This window comes from Spirosoma spitsbergense DSM 19989, assembly GCF_000374085.1.
Taxonomy (GTDB): Bacteria; Bacteroidota; Bacteroidia; order Cytophagales; family Spirosomataceae; genus Spirosoma; species Spirosoma spitsbergense.
In genome coordinates, this window is the sequence record NZ_KB893556.1 from 1 (window position 1) to 15,258 (window position 15,258).

Annotated in this window: 15 protein-coding genes and 1 pseudogene; 7 read left to right on the forward strand and 9 right to left on the reverse strand. The window is 54.1% G+C overall.

The window, feature by feature from the left end; translation table 11 throughout:
* Positions 1-137 precede the first annotated feature (137 nt).
* Positions 138-890 (forward strand): uroporphyrinogen-III C-methyltransferase, encoded by a 753-nt coding sequence (gene cobA, locus B157_RS0119020; protein ID WP_020604900.1) that lies wholly within the window; start codon positions 138-140, stop codon positions 888-890.
* Between the two features lie 611 nt (positions 891-1,501).
* On the opposite strand, the gene B157_RS38380 is transcribed toward cobA, so the two are convergent.
* From B157_RS38380 to B157_RS0119040, 5 genes and pseudogenes are all read right to left on the reverse strand, one after another.
* Entirely contained in the window at positions 1,502-1,828 is a 327-nt protein-coding gene (locus B157_RS38380) for a hypothetical protein (protein ID WP_026308803.1), read from the reverse strand.
* Positions 1,792-1,976, reverse strand: a pseudogene (locus B157_RS40560) (IS701 family transposase); the annotation flags it as partial. The pseudogene B157_RS40560 and the gene B157_RS38380, both read right to left, overlap by 37 nt.
* A gap of 110 nt (positions 1,977-2,086) precedes the next feature.
* Complete coding sequence (locus B157_RS0119030) at positions 2,087-2,569, reverse strand: RES family NAD+ phosphorylase (protein WP_020604902.1); 483 nt, start codon at positions 2,567-2,569, stop codon at positions 2,087-2,089.
* Positions 2,570-2,577: 8 nt separating this feature from the next.
* Positions 2,578-2,982, reverse strand: a complete 405-nt coding sequence (gene parS / locus B157_RS0119035; RefSeq protein ID WP_020604903.1) for a type II RES/Xre toxin-antitoxin system antitoxin — start codon at positions 2,980-2,982, stop codon at positions 2,578-2,580.
* A 239-nt stretch (positions 2,983-3,221) separates the two neighbouring features.
* Positions 3,222-4,250, reverse strand: a complete 1,029-nt coding sequence (locus tag B157_RS0119040; protein ID WP_157618503.1) for a transglutaminase-like domain-containing protein — start codon at positions 4,248-4,250, stop codon at positions 3,222-3,224.
* A 405-nt stretch (positions 4,251-4,655) separates the two neighbouring features.
* Between B157_RS0119040 and B157_RS0119045 the strand changes: the two genes are divergently transcribed.
* The 6 genes from B157_RS0119045 (at position 4,656) to B157_RS0119070 (ending at position 12,184) form a co-directional block, all read left to right on the forward strand.
* Positions 4,656-5,024, forward strand: coding sequence for a hypothetical protein (locus tag B157_RS0119045; RefSeq protein WP_157618504.1), 369 nt, complete (start codon positions 4,656-4,658; stop codon positions 5,022-5,024).
* Between the two features lie 280 nt (positions 5,025-5,304).
* On the forward strand, positions 5,305-6,642 hold the full coding sequence (locus tag B157_RS0119050) for a TolC family protein (protein WP_169521759.1): 1,338 nt from the start codon (positions 5,305-5,307) through the stop codon (positions 6,640-6,642).
* A gap of 2 nt (positions 6,643-6,644) precedes the next feature.
* Positions 6,645-9,848, forward strand: coding sequence for an efflux RND transporter permease subunit (locus tag B157_RS0119055; protein ID WP_020604907.1), 3,204 nt, complete (start codon positions 6,645-6,647; stop codon positions 9,846-9,848).
* Positions 9,845-11,008: an efflux RND transporter periplasmic adaptor subunit gene (locus B157_RS35740; protein WP_020604908.1), complete on the forward strand. Its 1,164-nt coding sequence runs from the start codon at positions 9,845-9,847 to the stop codon at positions 11,006-11,008. Before B157_RS0119055 ends, B157_RS35740 begins: the two co-directional genes overlap by 4 nt.
* Positions 11,009-11,027: 19 nt before the next feature.
* On the forward strand, positions 11,028-11,642 hold the full coding sequence (locus B157_RS0119065; protein WP_020604909.1) for a TlpA family protein disulfide reductase: 615 nt from the start codon (positions 11,028-11,030) through the stop codon (positions 11,640-11,642).
* Positions 11,643-11,731: 89 nt separating this feature from the next.
* Positions 11,732-12,184, forward strand: coding sequence for a DsrE family protein (locus B157_RS0119070; protein ID WP_020604910.1), 453 nt, complete (start codon positions 11,732-11,734; stop codon positions 12,182-12,184).
* A gap of 228 nt (positions 12,185-12,412) precedes the next feature.
* Here B157_RS0119070 and B157_RS0119075 read toward each other — a convergent pair whose 3' ends face one another.
* Genes B157_RS0119075 through B157_RS0119090 form a run of 4 tightly spaced genes read right to left on the reverse strand, consistent with a single transcriptional unit; the run spans position 12,413 to position 15,186 of the window.
* Positions 12,413-12,625 carry a hypothetical protein gene (locus B157_RS0119075; protein ID WP_020604911.1) on the reverse strand — a complete coding sequence of 71 codons (213 nt, stop codon included), beginning with the start codon at positions 12,623-12,625 and terminating at the stop codon, positions 12,413-12,415.
* A 29-nt stretch (positions 12,626-12,654) separates the two neighbouring features.
* A complete protein-coding gene (locus B157_RS0119080) occupies positions 12,655-13,158 on the reverse strand; it encodes a DUF6691 family protein (protein WP_020604912.1) in 504 nt (167 codons plus the stop codon).
* Positions 13,159-13,167: 9 nt separating this feature from the next.
* A complete protein-coding gene (locus B157_RS0119085; protein ID WP_020604913.1) occupies positions 13,168-13,743 on the reverse strand; it encodes a YeeE/YedE family protein in 576 nt (191 codons plus the stop codon).
* A 9-nt stretch (positions 13,744-13,752) separates the two neighbouring features.
* Positions 13,753-15,186 carry an OprD family outer membrane porin gene (locus B157_RS0119090; RefSeq protein ID WP_020604914.1) on the reverse strand — a complete coding sequence of 478 codons (1,434 nt, stop codon included), beginning with the start codon at positions 15,184-15,186 and terminating at the stop codon, positions 13,753-13,755.
* Between the last annotated feature and the right edge of the window lie 72 nt (positions 15,187-15,258).

A 15,258-nucleotide genomic window follows, 5' to 3' on the forward strand; every position in this document is an offset into this window, starting at 1 on the left:
ATTTTGCTTTAAAGAAATTGCTGACGCTAAATGCAACTAAGTTGGCTTTGCAGGAACTCAACAGCCTCAAAAGTCAATCTACTCTATTGGCCAAGGCTGCGTAACATCAGTCATTCACTCATTCACTCATTCAAAAGATGAAACTTACCCTCGTAGGTGCCGGGCCTGGTGACCCGGATTTGATAACGGTGAAAGGCATCAGGGCGTTGCAACAGGCCGATGTGGTGATGTATGATGCCCTGGTCCACCCCGATTTGCTCAACTACTGCCGTCCCGATGCCCTGACGGTGTACGTGGGCAAGCGCCGGGGTGCCTACTCCTGCGTGCAGGAAGACATCAATCCACTTATCGTGCATTACGCGCAGCAGTACGGCCATGTAGTCCGGCTGAAAGGGGGTGATTCATTCGTGTTTGGGCGGGGGTATGAAGAGATTGACTTTGCCCGGCAGCACGGTATCGAAACCGCCATTGTACCGGGCCTTTCCAGCAGTTACGCCGTACCGGCCCTAGCCGGTGTACCCCTCACTACCCGTGGCCTGTCCGAGAGTTTTTGGGTCGTAACCGGTACCACCAAAGCCGGGAAACTCTCCGCTGATTTGCACCTGGCAGCCCAATCATCTGCTACAGTCGTTATCCTGATGGGGATGCATAAACTAGCGGACATCATGACGACGTTTGCCAGTTGTGGCAAAACCGACACTCCCGTTGCCATCATCCAGAACGGTTCATTACCCGAACAATGCACTGTTTTCGGCCGCGTTTCGACGATTAGTGAACGGGTAGCGGAATCCGGTATCGATAATCCCGCCATCATCGTGATTGGTGAAGTAGCAGGGTTGGCTGATCCGGAACGGCAAGCCGAGGTGCTGGCTTTGAGCGTTGGTCAATAAAGATAAAGCAACAAAAAAAGGCCCTGCTGAATTGCAGGGCCTTTTTTTGCAGTCGCTCCCTAAGCTTGACTTTAGCCTTGCGCAGCCCACGCTAAGGCGTTCTGCCATAACTGATACTACTGCGGCAGCCGCTGCTATTGGCTTATTTTTACGTGTACCACCTCTTTTTCCGATGTGCAAAAAATCATTTCCTGCCATAAATAGTGCCTGACACCAGCCAAAGTATCGCTGAAGGTTAGTTCTTCTTTGATATACCAAATACTCACCTGACAAACCAATTGACCCCTCTTTTGGAGTGAATTAGCCAACAAGGTAACCACTGAAAATAAACCCATTAACACGGGGGGATACGATCAATAGCCAAATTACTCCATTGCCGCTGCGTTTCTACACCCAAATGCGCCCGCACTAAGCCAAACGTTGTCTCAATCGACCACCGGCGCACAAAATAACCGATCATCTCATCCGCTCTCAAACCTGGATCGTTGCTAACCAAGCCTGTCAGCTTGTTCTCCAGCCCAATCAACAGCCACCGGATCGATCGCTACGGGCTTTTTGCCCGTGTGATACGGCACGGGCCGCCCCGAATAGGGCAGTGCCAGTAACGTAGTCTACTGCCTGGGATTGACCACTATACCAGTCGGTATCGGCACAGACTCATACAAGGCGGCATCCAGCCGCAGGCGACTAATCAGGCTTACCGGCCCCTGCAAGGCAGTCAGCAGATCAATGACCGCATAGCCGCCGGGCTGCCCCGTGCTATCACCGACTGCTACTACCTGCCGATCAACTGCCCACCGTTTGGTTTGCAAGAGTAGCTGGCGTGCCCAGTCGGTGAGCTTTTTGTGAAGGCGGGGCTTGGTTTCATAATAGCGTTCCGAGGGCCATAAAGCGGACTCCAGGAAGTGTTTGAGTAAGGAGAATTTACCTTTTCCCAAAGCATTCTGGGGGTAAGTTTTTCTTCTTTGAGAAAGCGGCAACGTCATCGTGAGAAAGGTCAGCAAAGTGGTCTGCCAAATTCGTACAAGTGTAATTAACTTGGCTAGAGAGCAAGTATTGACAGTATAATTGACTAGTCGTTTTCATACTGAAATTTACCTATTTTCACTCTTTTGCGTAAGTCCTAACTATATCGTCCGGATCATGCCTAGTCTAATCATGGGTACGGCAGGAACTCCTTTTCCGCATGCTCCCGGCTAAGGCCACAAACGCGCATCAACCGAAAACGCCGAGGTTCGCTCGACCGTCACCCCCTCGAACGAAGAGTGTAATGGATGAATCAGGAAGTTGAAAGAATCGGGTACCACCGCTGACGGAACCCCCAGGGTCAACACGTCTGGTCGAGTCAGCCAGGGGACGATGAGCTGACGGTTTTCGCTGAAATTAGACTCGTCCCGCCAGTTTTCCGGTAACTCGGTTAGACGAAGCAAACGGGGTGGTTCCAGGAGTGTCAGCGTAAGCAAGACTAACCGGGGTAAATCACTGTATGGCAAGGAACGTAAGTGAACGATCTGTTCCAGCAAGGCCAGTTCGGGACTGGCGGATGTATACAGCACACCAATGCCGGGGGGATTCCAACGGCCGCCCAGCCGCCGGGCCCCTTCAGCCGAAAGGGGGGTACTTAGAAAACGTTCTTTGATCAGTCGGTACACGCGCACCGGCGGTTCGGTCAAGGCCATGAAGAAAGCTAGGAATAGATGCCGTGCTCAATCCGACCCAGCACAGTATGGACCATGTTGAAGCCAGTGGTCGTATCCAAGAGTGCCACGGGTGCCTGCCGACGAAGCTCGGGCAGGGGGCCATGGAGCCAGCGGCCCAGCACCTCTATCCTCCCGTCAAAAACGGCTAATCCATGCTTAATGAGGACATCCAGCAGCAGCAGTCGCTCCGAGGCATTGCTGTCCAACCGGGCATCCGGCCGCAGCCGGTGCAGGGTCCGTTCCGAGAGATTCAGAATACGCGCCATCTCTTTGTCGGTCAGGCCCAAAGGCCGGGCAATTTCATAGGCTTTCGCCCGGCTCACCCCGGCTCGGGTTTGCTCCACGATGGCAAAGCCATCCTCTGTCCATTCAGTATCGGTGGTCAGCTCCACTAGGTTGATATTTTATGTCACTAAGGTAGCCGCCATTTGGCAGACTTCCAAATTTATCTGGTATAGCTGTATGTCATAATAGGCAGGAAAGGCGGTGGTGTCATAAATGGTAAGTGAATTCTGGGCAGAAAAACCTTAACCTGATCAAAAACGCTGAACGATTAAAGTGAACGTAAAAAAGAGTGTTTTTAATTACTTCCCTCTCACCTGGTCAGCGTTCAATTATACCTCCGACAAAATCACCGGTCATTCAGGTCTATATAAGTTACGATTGGGTTCGCGAGACTGAACAACTTTCCATCTACTTCCCCGTAAGGATAAATGAAGTAATTCAACGGTTGTTCCTGCCGGGGATAAAGCAGCAGGTCCCGACCCACGCTGAATTCAACCCGATTTTCGTCGTGAGCTCCAAAATAGTACGACCGCTTCTCCGGATTTTTAGCGGCTTCCGACGCGTCGATTGGTACCCACCCGGCTGTTTTACTGTAAAATTCAGCCCAGCAATGGTAACCACTTATCTGGCCACCGGGTCGGTCGGCCGGTAACGAAACGCCGATAGCAAACCGGGCCGGGATACCCAGCGCCCGGCAATAACCAATGAAGATGGCATGAAAGTCCGTGCAGTTGCCGCGCCGGACATCGCAGGCGTAGTAAATATCGCCCCGCCCCCAGCCGGTTCCGGTCTTGTCGTACTTTACGGTGGCAATAACGTGATCGTAAATGGCCCGGGCCTGCTCCATATCGGTTTTAGCCCCCACAGAATCGACCACCTGCCGCGCCAACTCCTTAATTTTACCGTCGATGGGTACCAGCCGATCGGGTTGCAGCCAGCGCCACTTATCCGAGGAATCCAGCCTGGCCACATTGGCTTCCTGCGATTGATGGATTTGGCTAATCCGTTCCTTACGAACGGCGGTAAACTGCATACTAATCACAAAGCCTGCTGCCGGTGGATTTTTCAGAAGGAGGTGCAGGAACTGGTTGCCATATTGCGCCGTATCCAGCTTATAGGGATAAGGCGAAGTGATGGTCAGATCGCTGATTTGCTGATAAAGGTTGTTGTGCGGAACAGGTATCCAGAGTTCCAGTTTCTTCGTCCCGGTCAGTACGTTACCGATAGTCGTTTTATAAACGAGCTGAACCTTCCGGTTTCGTGGTGGAGCGGGACTGGTGAATGCCGGTAGCGCTGTAGCCAACCAGCTTACCCCCTGCAAAAGGCCAGCTAAAAGTAAAGGCCGCCAGTGTTTATGTAGAATGGTATTATGCATTACCACTAAGTACATTGGGATTGGCACGTCGGTTCCCGAAGATAGCATCCTTACCGTATCGCTCCTCCGTTGAATGGTAAAATGACCGGGACGTTCTTTTTCAGCGGTGCGACCACCAGCGCGTCTCCCCTATTGTCAGCTACTCAGCAATAAACTATTCGTCCTGGAAAGTAGCTGCCTGATAACCATAAGCGATAGAACTACCGCTTCAAAATTTTAAATAGTTTTTACGAATTACTGGTTCGCACCGATTAATCTCATCGAATACAGTTTGTCAACTATCTGTTTTTCAGTTACTTAACTAGTATACTGTGGTCAGCCAAATTCATTTTAGCAATTTGTAACATTCCAACCTTAAACAGCGTTAGGGTTAGTACACGTAAAAAAATTATGTTAAACAGGGCATTGGCAAAATTAGTTTTTATCGCTTTCTGGGGGATGTTCTTCCAGTGCCAGGCGACTAATGCTATTGCGTATACGCCCGATGCCTCCTCGTCTCATTCGCAGGCTTCGCACAAAGGGAGTTTTTGTAAAAAGAAGCTGACCGACGGCAAGGAGCAGATAAGTGCCCCAACGGTTCGTCAGAAAGCACAGAAGCCTGCGGTACCGCCAGTCAGTGCCGGTTACGTCAATGGCTTTGTTCGGTACCTGGTCCAATCTCTTTTGCCTGTCTCTCCGGCAGGTGATTACTTCGTTTCTCCATCGGCCCGCAGGTTGATGGCTCTTCATCGGGCAAATCCGAATAAGGCTCCACCGGTCTGCGCTACGGCATAGAGCTGCTTCTTATTGAATCAGGCGTTTCTCATCGTTTTCCATCCGTTGCTGGCTGCTGCCCTATTTCACGGCAGGGCTCAACATGGCGTTGGTTTGGAATTCACAGGAGGCTACTTCGCGCTGATTAGTAAGCACCCCGCTGCCGTATCTGGTTTGAACCGGTCTGTCTGATCGGCTTCTCTATCAACTTTTTCCCATGATTTAGTATGACTAGTCAACCAAACAGTTGGCGGTGGGGGGGGATTGCGCGTACCCGCCCGTTGCTGGGGGTTATCGTCTTTTGCTGAGCAGCGCAGCAGCAGGCCAACCCAATCCGCTGACCCTACAGGAAGCACTGCGCACCGCCAAACAAAACTATCCGGCCCTGAAAGCCAAAGGAGAATTAGTAAAGCTGGCTTCGGAAGGCGTTCAGCTTACCCACACGCAACGGCTCCCTTCACTACGGGTAAGTGAGCAACTGAATTACGGCACCACCAATGCTACCGCCGGAATTTTACTGCCCTTTGGCACCATTATCCCTACGACGGGGTCGTTTGCCAATGAGGCCAGTTTTCGGGGAACGTTCGGCAGCACGACCACGCTCTACAGTGAGTGGGCACCCATTACGTTCGGGCAGTATCAGGCCCGCCTGAACGAAGCCAGAGAGGGCGTTCAGGTAGCCGTTGCGGATCTGGCAAATGATGATTTTGCCCACCAGATCCGGGTTGCCCAAACGTATCTGGAATTGCTGGCGGTAGAGCAGTACCAGCGCGTACAAACGCAGGACGTCGACCGGGTCACGACGCTGGGGCAAATCGTTGGTCGGCTCACTGAAAACGGCCTGCGACCCGGTGTCGATACTGAATTTGCCAATGCCGAAGTAGCGAAGGCGAAATTAGCCCTCTTCGATGCGCAGGATCGGGCGGTCAGGCTCCGCACTCAACTGGCTACCCTGCTGGGACTACGGACGCAGGCGTGGCAACTGGATTCTGTTTTTATCAGTCAGCTGCCGGTCCTGTCTACCATCGAATCGAACCAGCCAACGCTACATCCCCAACTTGCTCTCCAGCAACAGACTATCCGGCTGACCGACGCCCGGATTGCGGTATTACGGAGAAGTTACCGGCCACGGGTTAGTTTGTTGGGAGCAACCTGGGCGAGAGGGTCGGGTATTGCGCCGAATGGGGAAATAAACGGTGGGCTGAGCGGCTTACCCCCCAATCGGCTCAATTACGCACTGGGCGTTGGGCTGACCTTCGATATTCTGGATTATACCCGCATTCACTCCCTGACCCGCCAGGAGGTATACCGGGCGCAGAGCCAGCAGGATGAGTACCAGCAGGTTAAACTTGAACTCGACAATCAGGTTGTGCTGGCGGATCAGCGGCTGCGACTAGTCGGGCTTCAGGCCGAACAGGCACCCATTCAGTTGCGGGCGGCCAGCCGGGCGTATCGGCAGCAAACGCTGCTTTACGACGGGGGGCTTGGCGATCTGACGGCTCTGACGCAGGCCCTTTACAACCTCCGCAAGGCCGAAATCGACCAGTTGCTGATTACCAACCAGGCCTGGCAAGCGCTGTTGAGAAAGACGGCGGCAACGGGTGACTTCTCTTTATTTTTTAACGCGCTACGTCCCTAAACATGTATTCACTCATTCGCTCCGCCCTAACGCGGCCCATAACCGTAGTGGTGGGTATTCTGGCCATTCTGTTTTTTGCAGTGGTCGCCATTCGCAGCATTGCCGTGGATATCTTTCCGGCGATCGATACCCCGGCCATCTACGTGGCTGAACCCTACGGCGGCCTTTCGCCCGATCAGCTTGATGGCTTCATCGCCAATCAGTTTCAGAATAATTTCCTGTTCGTATCCGGGGTTCGCCGAATCGAAACCAAAAGTATTCAGGGGCTTACGCTCATCAAGTTGTCGTTTTATCCCGGCACCAACATGGCGCAGGCGGCAGCGGAGGTAGCCACGCAGGTATCCCGCGCTACGGCGTTCATGCCCCAGGGCACACTGCCGCCCCAGGTGGTTCGATTCGATGCCAGCTCGTTACCCGTTGGTCAGCTGGTACTGGAAAGTGACAAAAGCAGTCTGACCGAGCTGCAGGATTATGCCTCGGCCCGCCTGCGCCCAATGTTTACCAGTATTCCGGGGGTCACCTCAACGGCGCCCTTCGGCGGTAATATCCGCACCGTTGTGGTTAACGCCGATCCCCAGCGGATGCGCAGCTATAACCTCACACCCGACGATGTGGTGACGGCCATCGTCAACAATAATCAGCCATCGGCGGCTGGCAACGTAAAACTGGGTCAGACAGCCTACATGGCTCCCGTGAATTCGCTGCTGAAAACCCCGGCCGACTTTCTGGATATTCCAATCCGAACGGGTTCGGGCCCCAATGTGTACGTGCGTGACATCGGTACGGTGCAGGATGGGGCCGACATAACCACGGGCTACGCCGTTATCAACGGTAAACGGGCAGTGTATATGCCGGTCATCAAAAAAGCCAGTGCCTCAACGCTCGATGTGGTCAATAACGTCAAAGCAAAAATGCCGGAACTGAAGGCCCTGCTACCCGACGATGTGAAACTGACCTACGCCTTTGACCAGTCGGTGTACGTGACCAACTCGCTGAAAAACCTGATTACGGAGGGTATACTGGGGGCTCTACTGACGGGGCTGATGGTGCTGTTGTTCCTTCGCGATTGGCGGAGCGTCATTATTGTGATCCTGACCATTCCCCTGTCGGTGCTATCGGCCGTTATTCTCCTCAATCTGGCCGGACAAACGATCAACATCATGACCCTTTCGGGGCTGGCTCTGGCCATTGGGGTGCTGGTGGATGAAGCGACGGTAACCATCGAAAACATTCACCAGCATCTGGAAATGGGCGGGGCCGCCGGCGGCAAATCAAAGTCTTTAGCCATCTGGGATGCCTGCCGCGAGATTGCGCTGCCCAAGTTGCTGATTCTGTTGAGTATACTGGCTGTTTTTGCGCCTGCTTTCGTGATGGAAGGCATACCAAAGGCTATGTTCATGCCCCTGTCGCTATCGGTAGGCTTTGCCATGATTGCATCGTTCCTGCTGTCCCAGACGTTTGTACCCGTTATTGCCAACTGGCTGCTGAAAGACCACGTGGTTACGCACGACAAAAAAGGACACGCTGACCTGATTGACCCGACGGAAACGAAGGGTTTTGACCGGTTCAAACACCGATATCAACAGGTGCTGGGCAAACTCATCCGTCGCCGGAGAACCGTGCTGGGGGTGTACTTTATCGGCGCCATTGGCTTATCGATTCTGGGCTTTCTGTGGATTGGCACCGATATTTTTCCCCTGTCCAATTCGCCCCAGTTTCAGCTTCGGATTCGGGAAAGAACGGGTACCCGCTTTGAGCAGACCGAGAAATCATTGGCCCAGGTTACCGACATCATCAAACAGCAGGTCGGCCCGGACAATATTGAGATTACGTCAGCTTTTGTGGGTACGCAGCCCGCCAGCTACGCCGTCAACTCTATTTTCGTCTTTACCAGCGGGCCGCACGAAGCCCTGCTCCAGGTGGCCATGACGGAGCACTACTCGGGAAACATGCAGGCACTCAAGGAATCGCTCCGGAAAGCTATTGCCGAAAAACGGCCCGATCTGGCCATCTCGTTCGAACCCATCGAACTGGTTGAAAAAGTAATGAGCGACGGAGCGTCGACACCCCTCCAGGTGAACGTTGGCGCGCGAAACCTAAAACAGGCCAATCAGTTCGCTCTGCGCTTACTGGACAGTTTGACGCAGCTACCTTATCTGCGGGATGTTCAGATTGCCCAGCCGCTGCGGTACCCGGTATTGGCCATTGACGTAGACCGGGAGCGCGCTTCCCAACTCGACGTCAGTAGTCAGGATATCACCCGGTCGATGGTTGCCACAACGTCATCGAGCCGGTTTACCAACAAAAATCTGTGGCTCGACCCGGTTTCGGGCTTGGGCTATCAGGTGCAGGTACAGGTACCCGAAAGCCAGATGACCCAGCTACAGGACCTGGAAAACATTCCCGTTAAACCAGGACGAACCCGGCCAACGCTGATGGATGTAGCCACCATTTCGCCCGGCTTTGTTGCCGGGGAAATCGACCGGCTGGGCCCTTATCGACTGGTCAGCATCACGGCCAACATTCAGCATAAAGATTTGGGAACAGCCAGCGAGGCTGTGCGTGGGGTGATAAAACGAATGGGCACACCCCCCAAAGGCGTGGTGGTCAATATGGTGGGCCAAAGTCAGTTGCTAAATGAAACGCTGGGCAGTTTACAGAATGGACTGCTGGTGGCCATCGTCGTTATATTTCTATTACTGGCCGCTAACTTCCAGTCGTTCCAAATCTCGGCTGTGGTCCTGGGTATCACGCCGGCCGTCATTGCCGGTTCGCTACTGATGCTGCTGGCCTGCGGAGCCACGCTCAACCTGCAGTCGTACATGGGTATCATCATGTCGGTGGGAGTATCCGTTTCCAATGCCATCCTGTTAATTACCAGTGCGGAACAGGCGCGGATGGAGTGCCGGGACGCCCGTCAGGCAGCTATCAGCGCGGCCGGTACCCGTATTCGCCCCATCCTGATGACCAGTATCGCCATGATTGCCGGGATGATTCCCATGGCGTCGGGGCTGGGGGAAGGGGGCGGCCAGATTGCTCCGCTGGGGCAGGCCGTTATCGGGGGGCTGCTGGCCTCAACGCTGACATCCCTGCTGGTTATTCCATCCCTGTTTACGTGGGTACAGCAAAAAGCAGGCTTCGAGTCAGTTTCCCTGTTCCCCCAACCTTTTGAAGAAACACCGTTAACGCTAGTCGAACACGAATGAAAACGCACTCCCCATTTTATCTGACAATCGCGCTGGGCACGCTGCTACTGGCAGGTTGCTCATCCGGGCCGAACGAAGCCCAGGAACAAAAACCGGAAAAACCGACCGTTCCGACGGTGTCAACTTTTCCGGTTCAGTTTAGCCGGCGGATGACATCAATCCACCTGCCCGGTGACCTGAAACCCTACGACGAGGCCGATTTATTCGCCAAGGTCAACGCGTATGTCAAAGTCCTTTACGCGGATCGGGGCTCGGTGGTCCGTAAAGGGCAGCGGCTGGCTCTGCTTGAAGCCCCGGAACTCATTACGCAGTTAGCCAAAGCCAGGTCACAGTTTCAGGCCGCCCGGGCCAACTACATTACGGCCAAAACCAATTTTGACCGACTGGAACGGACCAGTCAGGCCGATGCCGGTACGATATCCCTCAATGACCTGGATCGGGCGCGGGGGGCGATGCTGGCCAGCGAGGCTACCATGCAGGCGGCTCAGTCGGAAATTCAGGCGGCTAAAGAGCTGAATCAGTACCTGACGCTTACGGCTCCGTTCGATGGGGTAATCAGCACCAGGAATGTCTCCGTCGGAGCCCTGGTTGGGGCGGGTGGCGGCAATGGGGGCAAACCCCTGTTCCAACTGGAAAACAGTCGCCGGCTCCGGCTGGTGGTAGCCATCCCGGAAAAATACGCCGGCCAGTTGCTGCTGCCCCATACGAAAGTACCCTTTACGGTGCAGGCTTTTCCGGGGCAACCGTTCACCGGCATTTTTCAGCGAAAAGCAGACGCACTGATGAATGACCTGCGGGCAGAACTTATCGAGCTCGACGTCGACAACGCCGATAACCGGCTCAAATCGGGTATGTACGCCGACATTACGTTCGCGATGCAACCGGCTAAAGCCAGCATTGCGGTTCCGGTAACGGGGGTGATAAACCGGGCCGACCAGTCTTTTGTGATTCGGGTTGCCGGGGCGCGGGCGGAGTGGGTGCCCATTAGTAAAGGCCGGTTGTTGTCGAAGGACTCCGTCGAAGTTTTTGGCGCCCTCCAGACCGGCGACCAGCTGGTTGCCCAGCCCACGGAACAGGTAAAAGACGGTGAACCGATTCGACTCAGGGCACCGGCAAACAGGCCCTCCGAAAAACGGGTGGCCGTAAATCAATCAATATAAACGCACAACCAGTAAAATCATGAAACCACAAACCAAGAAACAAACCAACTGGATTCAGTACGTCCTGTTCGCCGGGTTAATCCTGGTCCTGTTCTTCACCGAGCTAGGCACTTCGGTGCGCGGAGGCATTCAGCAGTTATTGCTTAAAACCGGCCTCAAAGACGCGCCAACGGCGGGTGAACCGGCACCGGTTTCCCAACAACGGGCTTTATCGGGGTATCCCTATCAACTGACACTAACTACCCTGGATGGGAAGTCGGTCCAGCTCAGCGACCTGAAAGGGAAGGTCGTTTTTCTGAACCAGTGGGCTACCTGGTGCCCGCCCTGCCGGGCCGAAATGCCCGCCATTGAAAAGTTGTACCAGTCGGTCGATAAAAACAAGATTGCCTTTGTGATGCTCTCCCTGGACGAAGACCCCCAGAAGGTCCGCCAGGTGGTAGACCAGAAGAAATTTACCTTTCCGGTCTACGTTCCGGGTGGCCAGATGCCCGAAGCGTTCAACGCATCGGCCATTCCGACCACACTCATTATGGACTCGAATGGCCAGATCGCGCAACGCATCGAAGGGATGGCCAATTACGATACGGACGAATTCCGGCAGTACCTGACATCGCTCTATAAACCCGGCCGCTGATCGACAGCATACCCGTACTAAAGTTGTGGCGTCAATAGCGTTGCATCTGCTTAATTCTTTCAATCAAATTTCCTACAAAAACAAACACAATGAAAACGATCCTATTGCTGACTGTGAGCTTTCTGATGACTGCCGCAATTACGGTTAACGCCCAGAAAAAACCGGCTGAATTTCATGGAGCCACCCCAACGAAAGCCCACTATCAGGTAGTTTACCAACTCAATACCGATGACGACGGCAAAATAAAGGGTACGCTGCGAAACATCCAAAACGCCCTCGACGACCCCCGGCTGAAGGGTAAACTGGAGGTAGAACTGGTAGTTCACGGAGCGGGAGTAGCCGTCTATCGGACCGATAAGCCCTACGAAGAGCTGGTGAAAGGGCTGCAAAGCCGGGGGGTAATTCTGGCCATGTGCGAGAACACCATGCGCGAGCGTAAGATCGATAAAAAAGAACTTTTCCCGTTCGTTAGCTACGTACCCAGCGGCAACGGAGAACTGATTCTCCGCCAGCAGGAAGGCTGGGCAATCATGCACCCCTAGCCAACTCTGATGCCATTGCCTTTGCGCTCCGAAATACGGGCGTGAAGTTTGGTTCTCTGGATTGAAAAATCGCCCATCGGCCGTTCACAAGCGGTCGATGGGCGATTTTTTCTGAGGTTGAAGGGGCCTACTCGTAAGCATAATTGCTGCACCCCCATTTTTGTCCAACGTTTCCTTTAGTCCCGGAAACTTGTCTCAGTCCAGTTGAATACCCGGACAAACGACCAGCTAGTCGTAAGTAAAATCGTTTCCCTTTCCCGTTTTTACCTGGTTCGCTTCCGGCTCGAATACGTCAGCGGCTTCTTTAATCCATGTAACTCCCTTGGGAATAAAGGACGCTTCCGGGCGTTGGGTATCGCTGATGTTAAAGACACCACCCACTAAGGTCCAGGCGGGCGGGTAATAATGATGGTCCGCCGGATCGAGGATGGCGATATCCAAATCGCCTTTCTTACGCAGTAGCTGTTGTGTTAGTGCGGCAGCTGGTCACGAAAGTAGCCGTACAGCCAGGTACCGGCAACGGCACTCAGCAGGGTGACACCTACCACTAGAAATCCGCTGCCGATCTGAGCGAAAATTGGTCCCGGACAGGCACCCGTTAACGCCCAGCCCAGCCCAAAAATCAACCCGCCGTATACTTGCCCTTTGTTAAACTTCTTGGGGGCAATATGCACCGTTTCACCCTGTATAGTTTTGATGCCGAAGCGTTTGATGAGGAATACGGATACCATTCCAACCACTACCGCGCTGCCAATAACGCCGTACATATAGAACGAGTCGAGCCGGAACATTTCCTGAATCCGAAACCACGAGATGATTTCGCCCTTCACGAACACCACCCCGAACAGGAGTCCAACGATCAGGTATTTCAGATTGGACAACCTGCCCTCGGTTTTTTTCGTGTTATTCGGCGCATCGCACACGGCCGCCTGCCCCGTCGGGGTTATTTCCTTTATTAATGGTTCTGCCTGCATGAGATTCGTTTAGTTGACCAGTTTAAAAATGTAGGGTAAAATCAGGTGGGTCATGGTAAAGCCCCCCACCATAAAGCAACAGGTAGCCACCAATGAAGGCCACTGTAGGTTCGAAAGGCCCATAATAGCATGACCCGATGTGCAGCCCCCCGCGTACCGGGTGCCAAAACCAACCAGCAACCCACCGATGACGAAGAAGACAAGGCCTTTCAGCGTAAACAGGTTGCCCGTTGCAAACAGGTCGGCGGGCATCAGGCCCGAAAAATCGTGGATTCCGTAGCTGCGCAGGGTGGCTTCAGTGGCAGGGGCTACGGTAAAAGCACTGGGATTCGACAGGAAGTAGGTAGCCACAAAACCACCGAGCAACACCCCCGCCACGAAGAACAGGTTCCAGGCTTCCTTCTTCCAGTTATAGTTGAAAAAGGAGATGTTAGCCGGCAGACAGGCCGCGCAAATGTGCCGGAGCGAGGAGGAAATACCGAACGATTTGTTGCCAATCAGCAGCAGGGTCGGTACGGTCAGGCCGATGAGTGGACCCGCCACGTACCAGGGCCAGGGTTGGCGAATAATTTCTAAATACGACATGGTTGTTGGTTATAGTTTATAGTTGAGAATAACGTAGAGTTGATTCATGTCCACCTTGTTGAGTACGTACCGGTCATTGTCGTAGGTAGTACCAACGGCCCCTTTGTGTACCAGCAGTACCTGCGTATCAAACCCGCTCAGCGAGCCTTTAAGCCGATAGGTGAGGTTGAGGTTTATTTGCCGGTAAGCAGGCATTCCGTACTTGTTCAGCGCATAGTTTTTCACGTCGGGCAATCCGTACAGACCCAGGCTTGTTTCAATCTTCAGGCGGGGTGTTGGGGTAAAAAACACGTTGGCGCTCACAGCGGTCAAGTCGCCGAAGCCTTCGTTGCGCTCCCTCATCAGGAAGGTATAAAAAGGCTCCCGGCCCCATTCGCGCGGGAATAGAAAACGGCCCTCCGCCGTAATCCGGGTAGCGTTGGCGTAGGCCGCCCAGCGGGGAGTCTGATACCCAACCCGACCAGAAAGCACCAGTGACCGATTCCCGGGCGGGGCGTAGGCTTTGGCTGGATCAGGGTTACCGCCGTTACCAATCGTCCATTGCCGGGCCACCTGCACTCCCGCCGTCCACTGCCGCTGTTCAGCCGTTGGCCAGACCAGGTCGGCCCGGGCGTACAGCAGGTTGAACACGTTCTGAACGCGGGTGTCCCAAAGCTGCAGGGTTGCGTGGCCTGCTTTCTGCGTAACCCCAACCTGAATGACGCTGGCCGACCGAGTATTTCCGCCGTATTGAGCCGGTTTGCCCGTTACATCGATGCCCACCGGGTATAGTCCAATGCTTTCGCCCACTCCATACCAGCCAATTGTTGAGCGGGGCGCTATCCGGGTCAGATACTCGACCTGAATCTGAGTATTGTCCGACTCTTTCCATTCGGCGATTAGGCCCTCCACGAAGGTGGGCGATAACCGGCCATCCGCCGGATTGAGAAAAGGAGAATGGGGTAACTGACGGCCCAGGACAACGCGGGATTTCCGGCCAAACTGGTAGGTGGCATACAGTTCCTCCAGGCGACTAAGCACCGCCCGGCTGGCGGGGTCCTGCACGTTAAACAAGCCTGCTTCGTACCGATTACCCAGACCCGTAGCCGGGTCGAGGGCGGCCAGATTTGATGAGAACAGGTTTTTGCTAAAAAAAACGCTGCCGCCAAGTTCAATATGCTTCACCAGCCGGGCTGTTCGGTAGCCCACGCCCGCGCCCATGCCCAGGGCGTAATAATCACTCAGGCCCTGCCGATTATTGGTATTCATCCAGTACAGCCGCCCACGAACCGACAGGTGGCCGCTTCGCAGAAACCGGCCTGCACCGGACAGGGAATCTCCCGGCTGGTGGATGGCGCTGCGGGACGTATCCGAACCAGACGGAAAGGCATCGGCCTCAGGCGTAGAACAGGTGCCGGCCAAAAGAACTGCCAATAGTCGGGTAACGGGTAACTGTTTAATCATGCACCAAAGCTAGAGCGCATCGATTCCAGATTCCGTGACAAATGTTACATATCCGAAAAAATGATAATCAAT

What these genes read in the sequence shown, in the direction of transcription:
- cobA (WP_020604900.1), top strand. Translation starts at nt 138, where the DNA reads ATGAAACTTACCCTCGTAGGTGCCGGGCCTGGTGACCCGGATTTGATA.
- B157_RS0119030 (WP_020604902.1), bottom strand. Translation starts at nt 2,569, where the DNA reads ATGGCCTTGACCGAACCGCCGGTGCGCGTGTACCGACTGATCAAAGAA.
- B157_RS0119040 (WP_157618503.1), bottom strand. Translation starts at nt 4,250, where the DNA reads ATGCATAATACCATTCTACATAAACACTGGCGGCCTTTACTTTTAGCT.
- B157_RS0119055 (WP_020604907.1), top strand. Translation starts at nt 6,645, where the DNA reads ATGTATTCACTCATTCGCTCCGCCCTAACGCGGCCCATAACCGTAGTG.
- B157_RS35740 (WP_020604908.1), top strand. Translation starts at nt 9,845, where the DNA reads ATGAAAACGCACTCCCCATTTTATCTGACAATCGCGCTGGGCACGCTG.
- B157_RS0119065 (WP_020604909.1), top strand. Translation starts at nt 11,028, where the DNA reads ATGAAACCACAAACCAAGAAACAAACCAACTGGATTCAGTACGTCCTG.
- B157_RS0119070 (WP_020604910.1), top strand. Translation starts at nt 11,732, where the DNA reads ATGAAAACGATCCTATTGCTGACTGTGAGCTTTCTGATGACTGCCGCA.
- B157_RS0119080 (WP_020604912.1), bottom strand. Translation starts at nt 13,158, where the DNA reads ATGCAGGCAGAACCATTAATAAAGGAAATAACCCCGACGGGGCAGGCG.
- B157_RS0119085 (WP_020604913.1), bottom strand. Translation starts at nt 13,743, where the DNA reads ATGTCGTATTTAGAAATTATTCGCCAACCCTGGCCCTGGTACGTGGCG.
- B157_RS0119090 (WP_020604914.1), bottom strand. Translation starts at nt 15,186, where the DNA reads ATGATTAAACAGTTACCCGTTACCCGACTATTGGCAGTTCTTTTGGCC.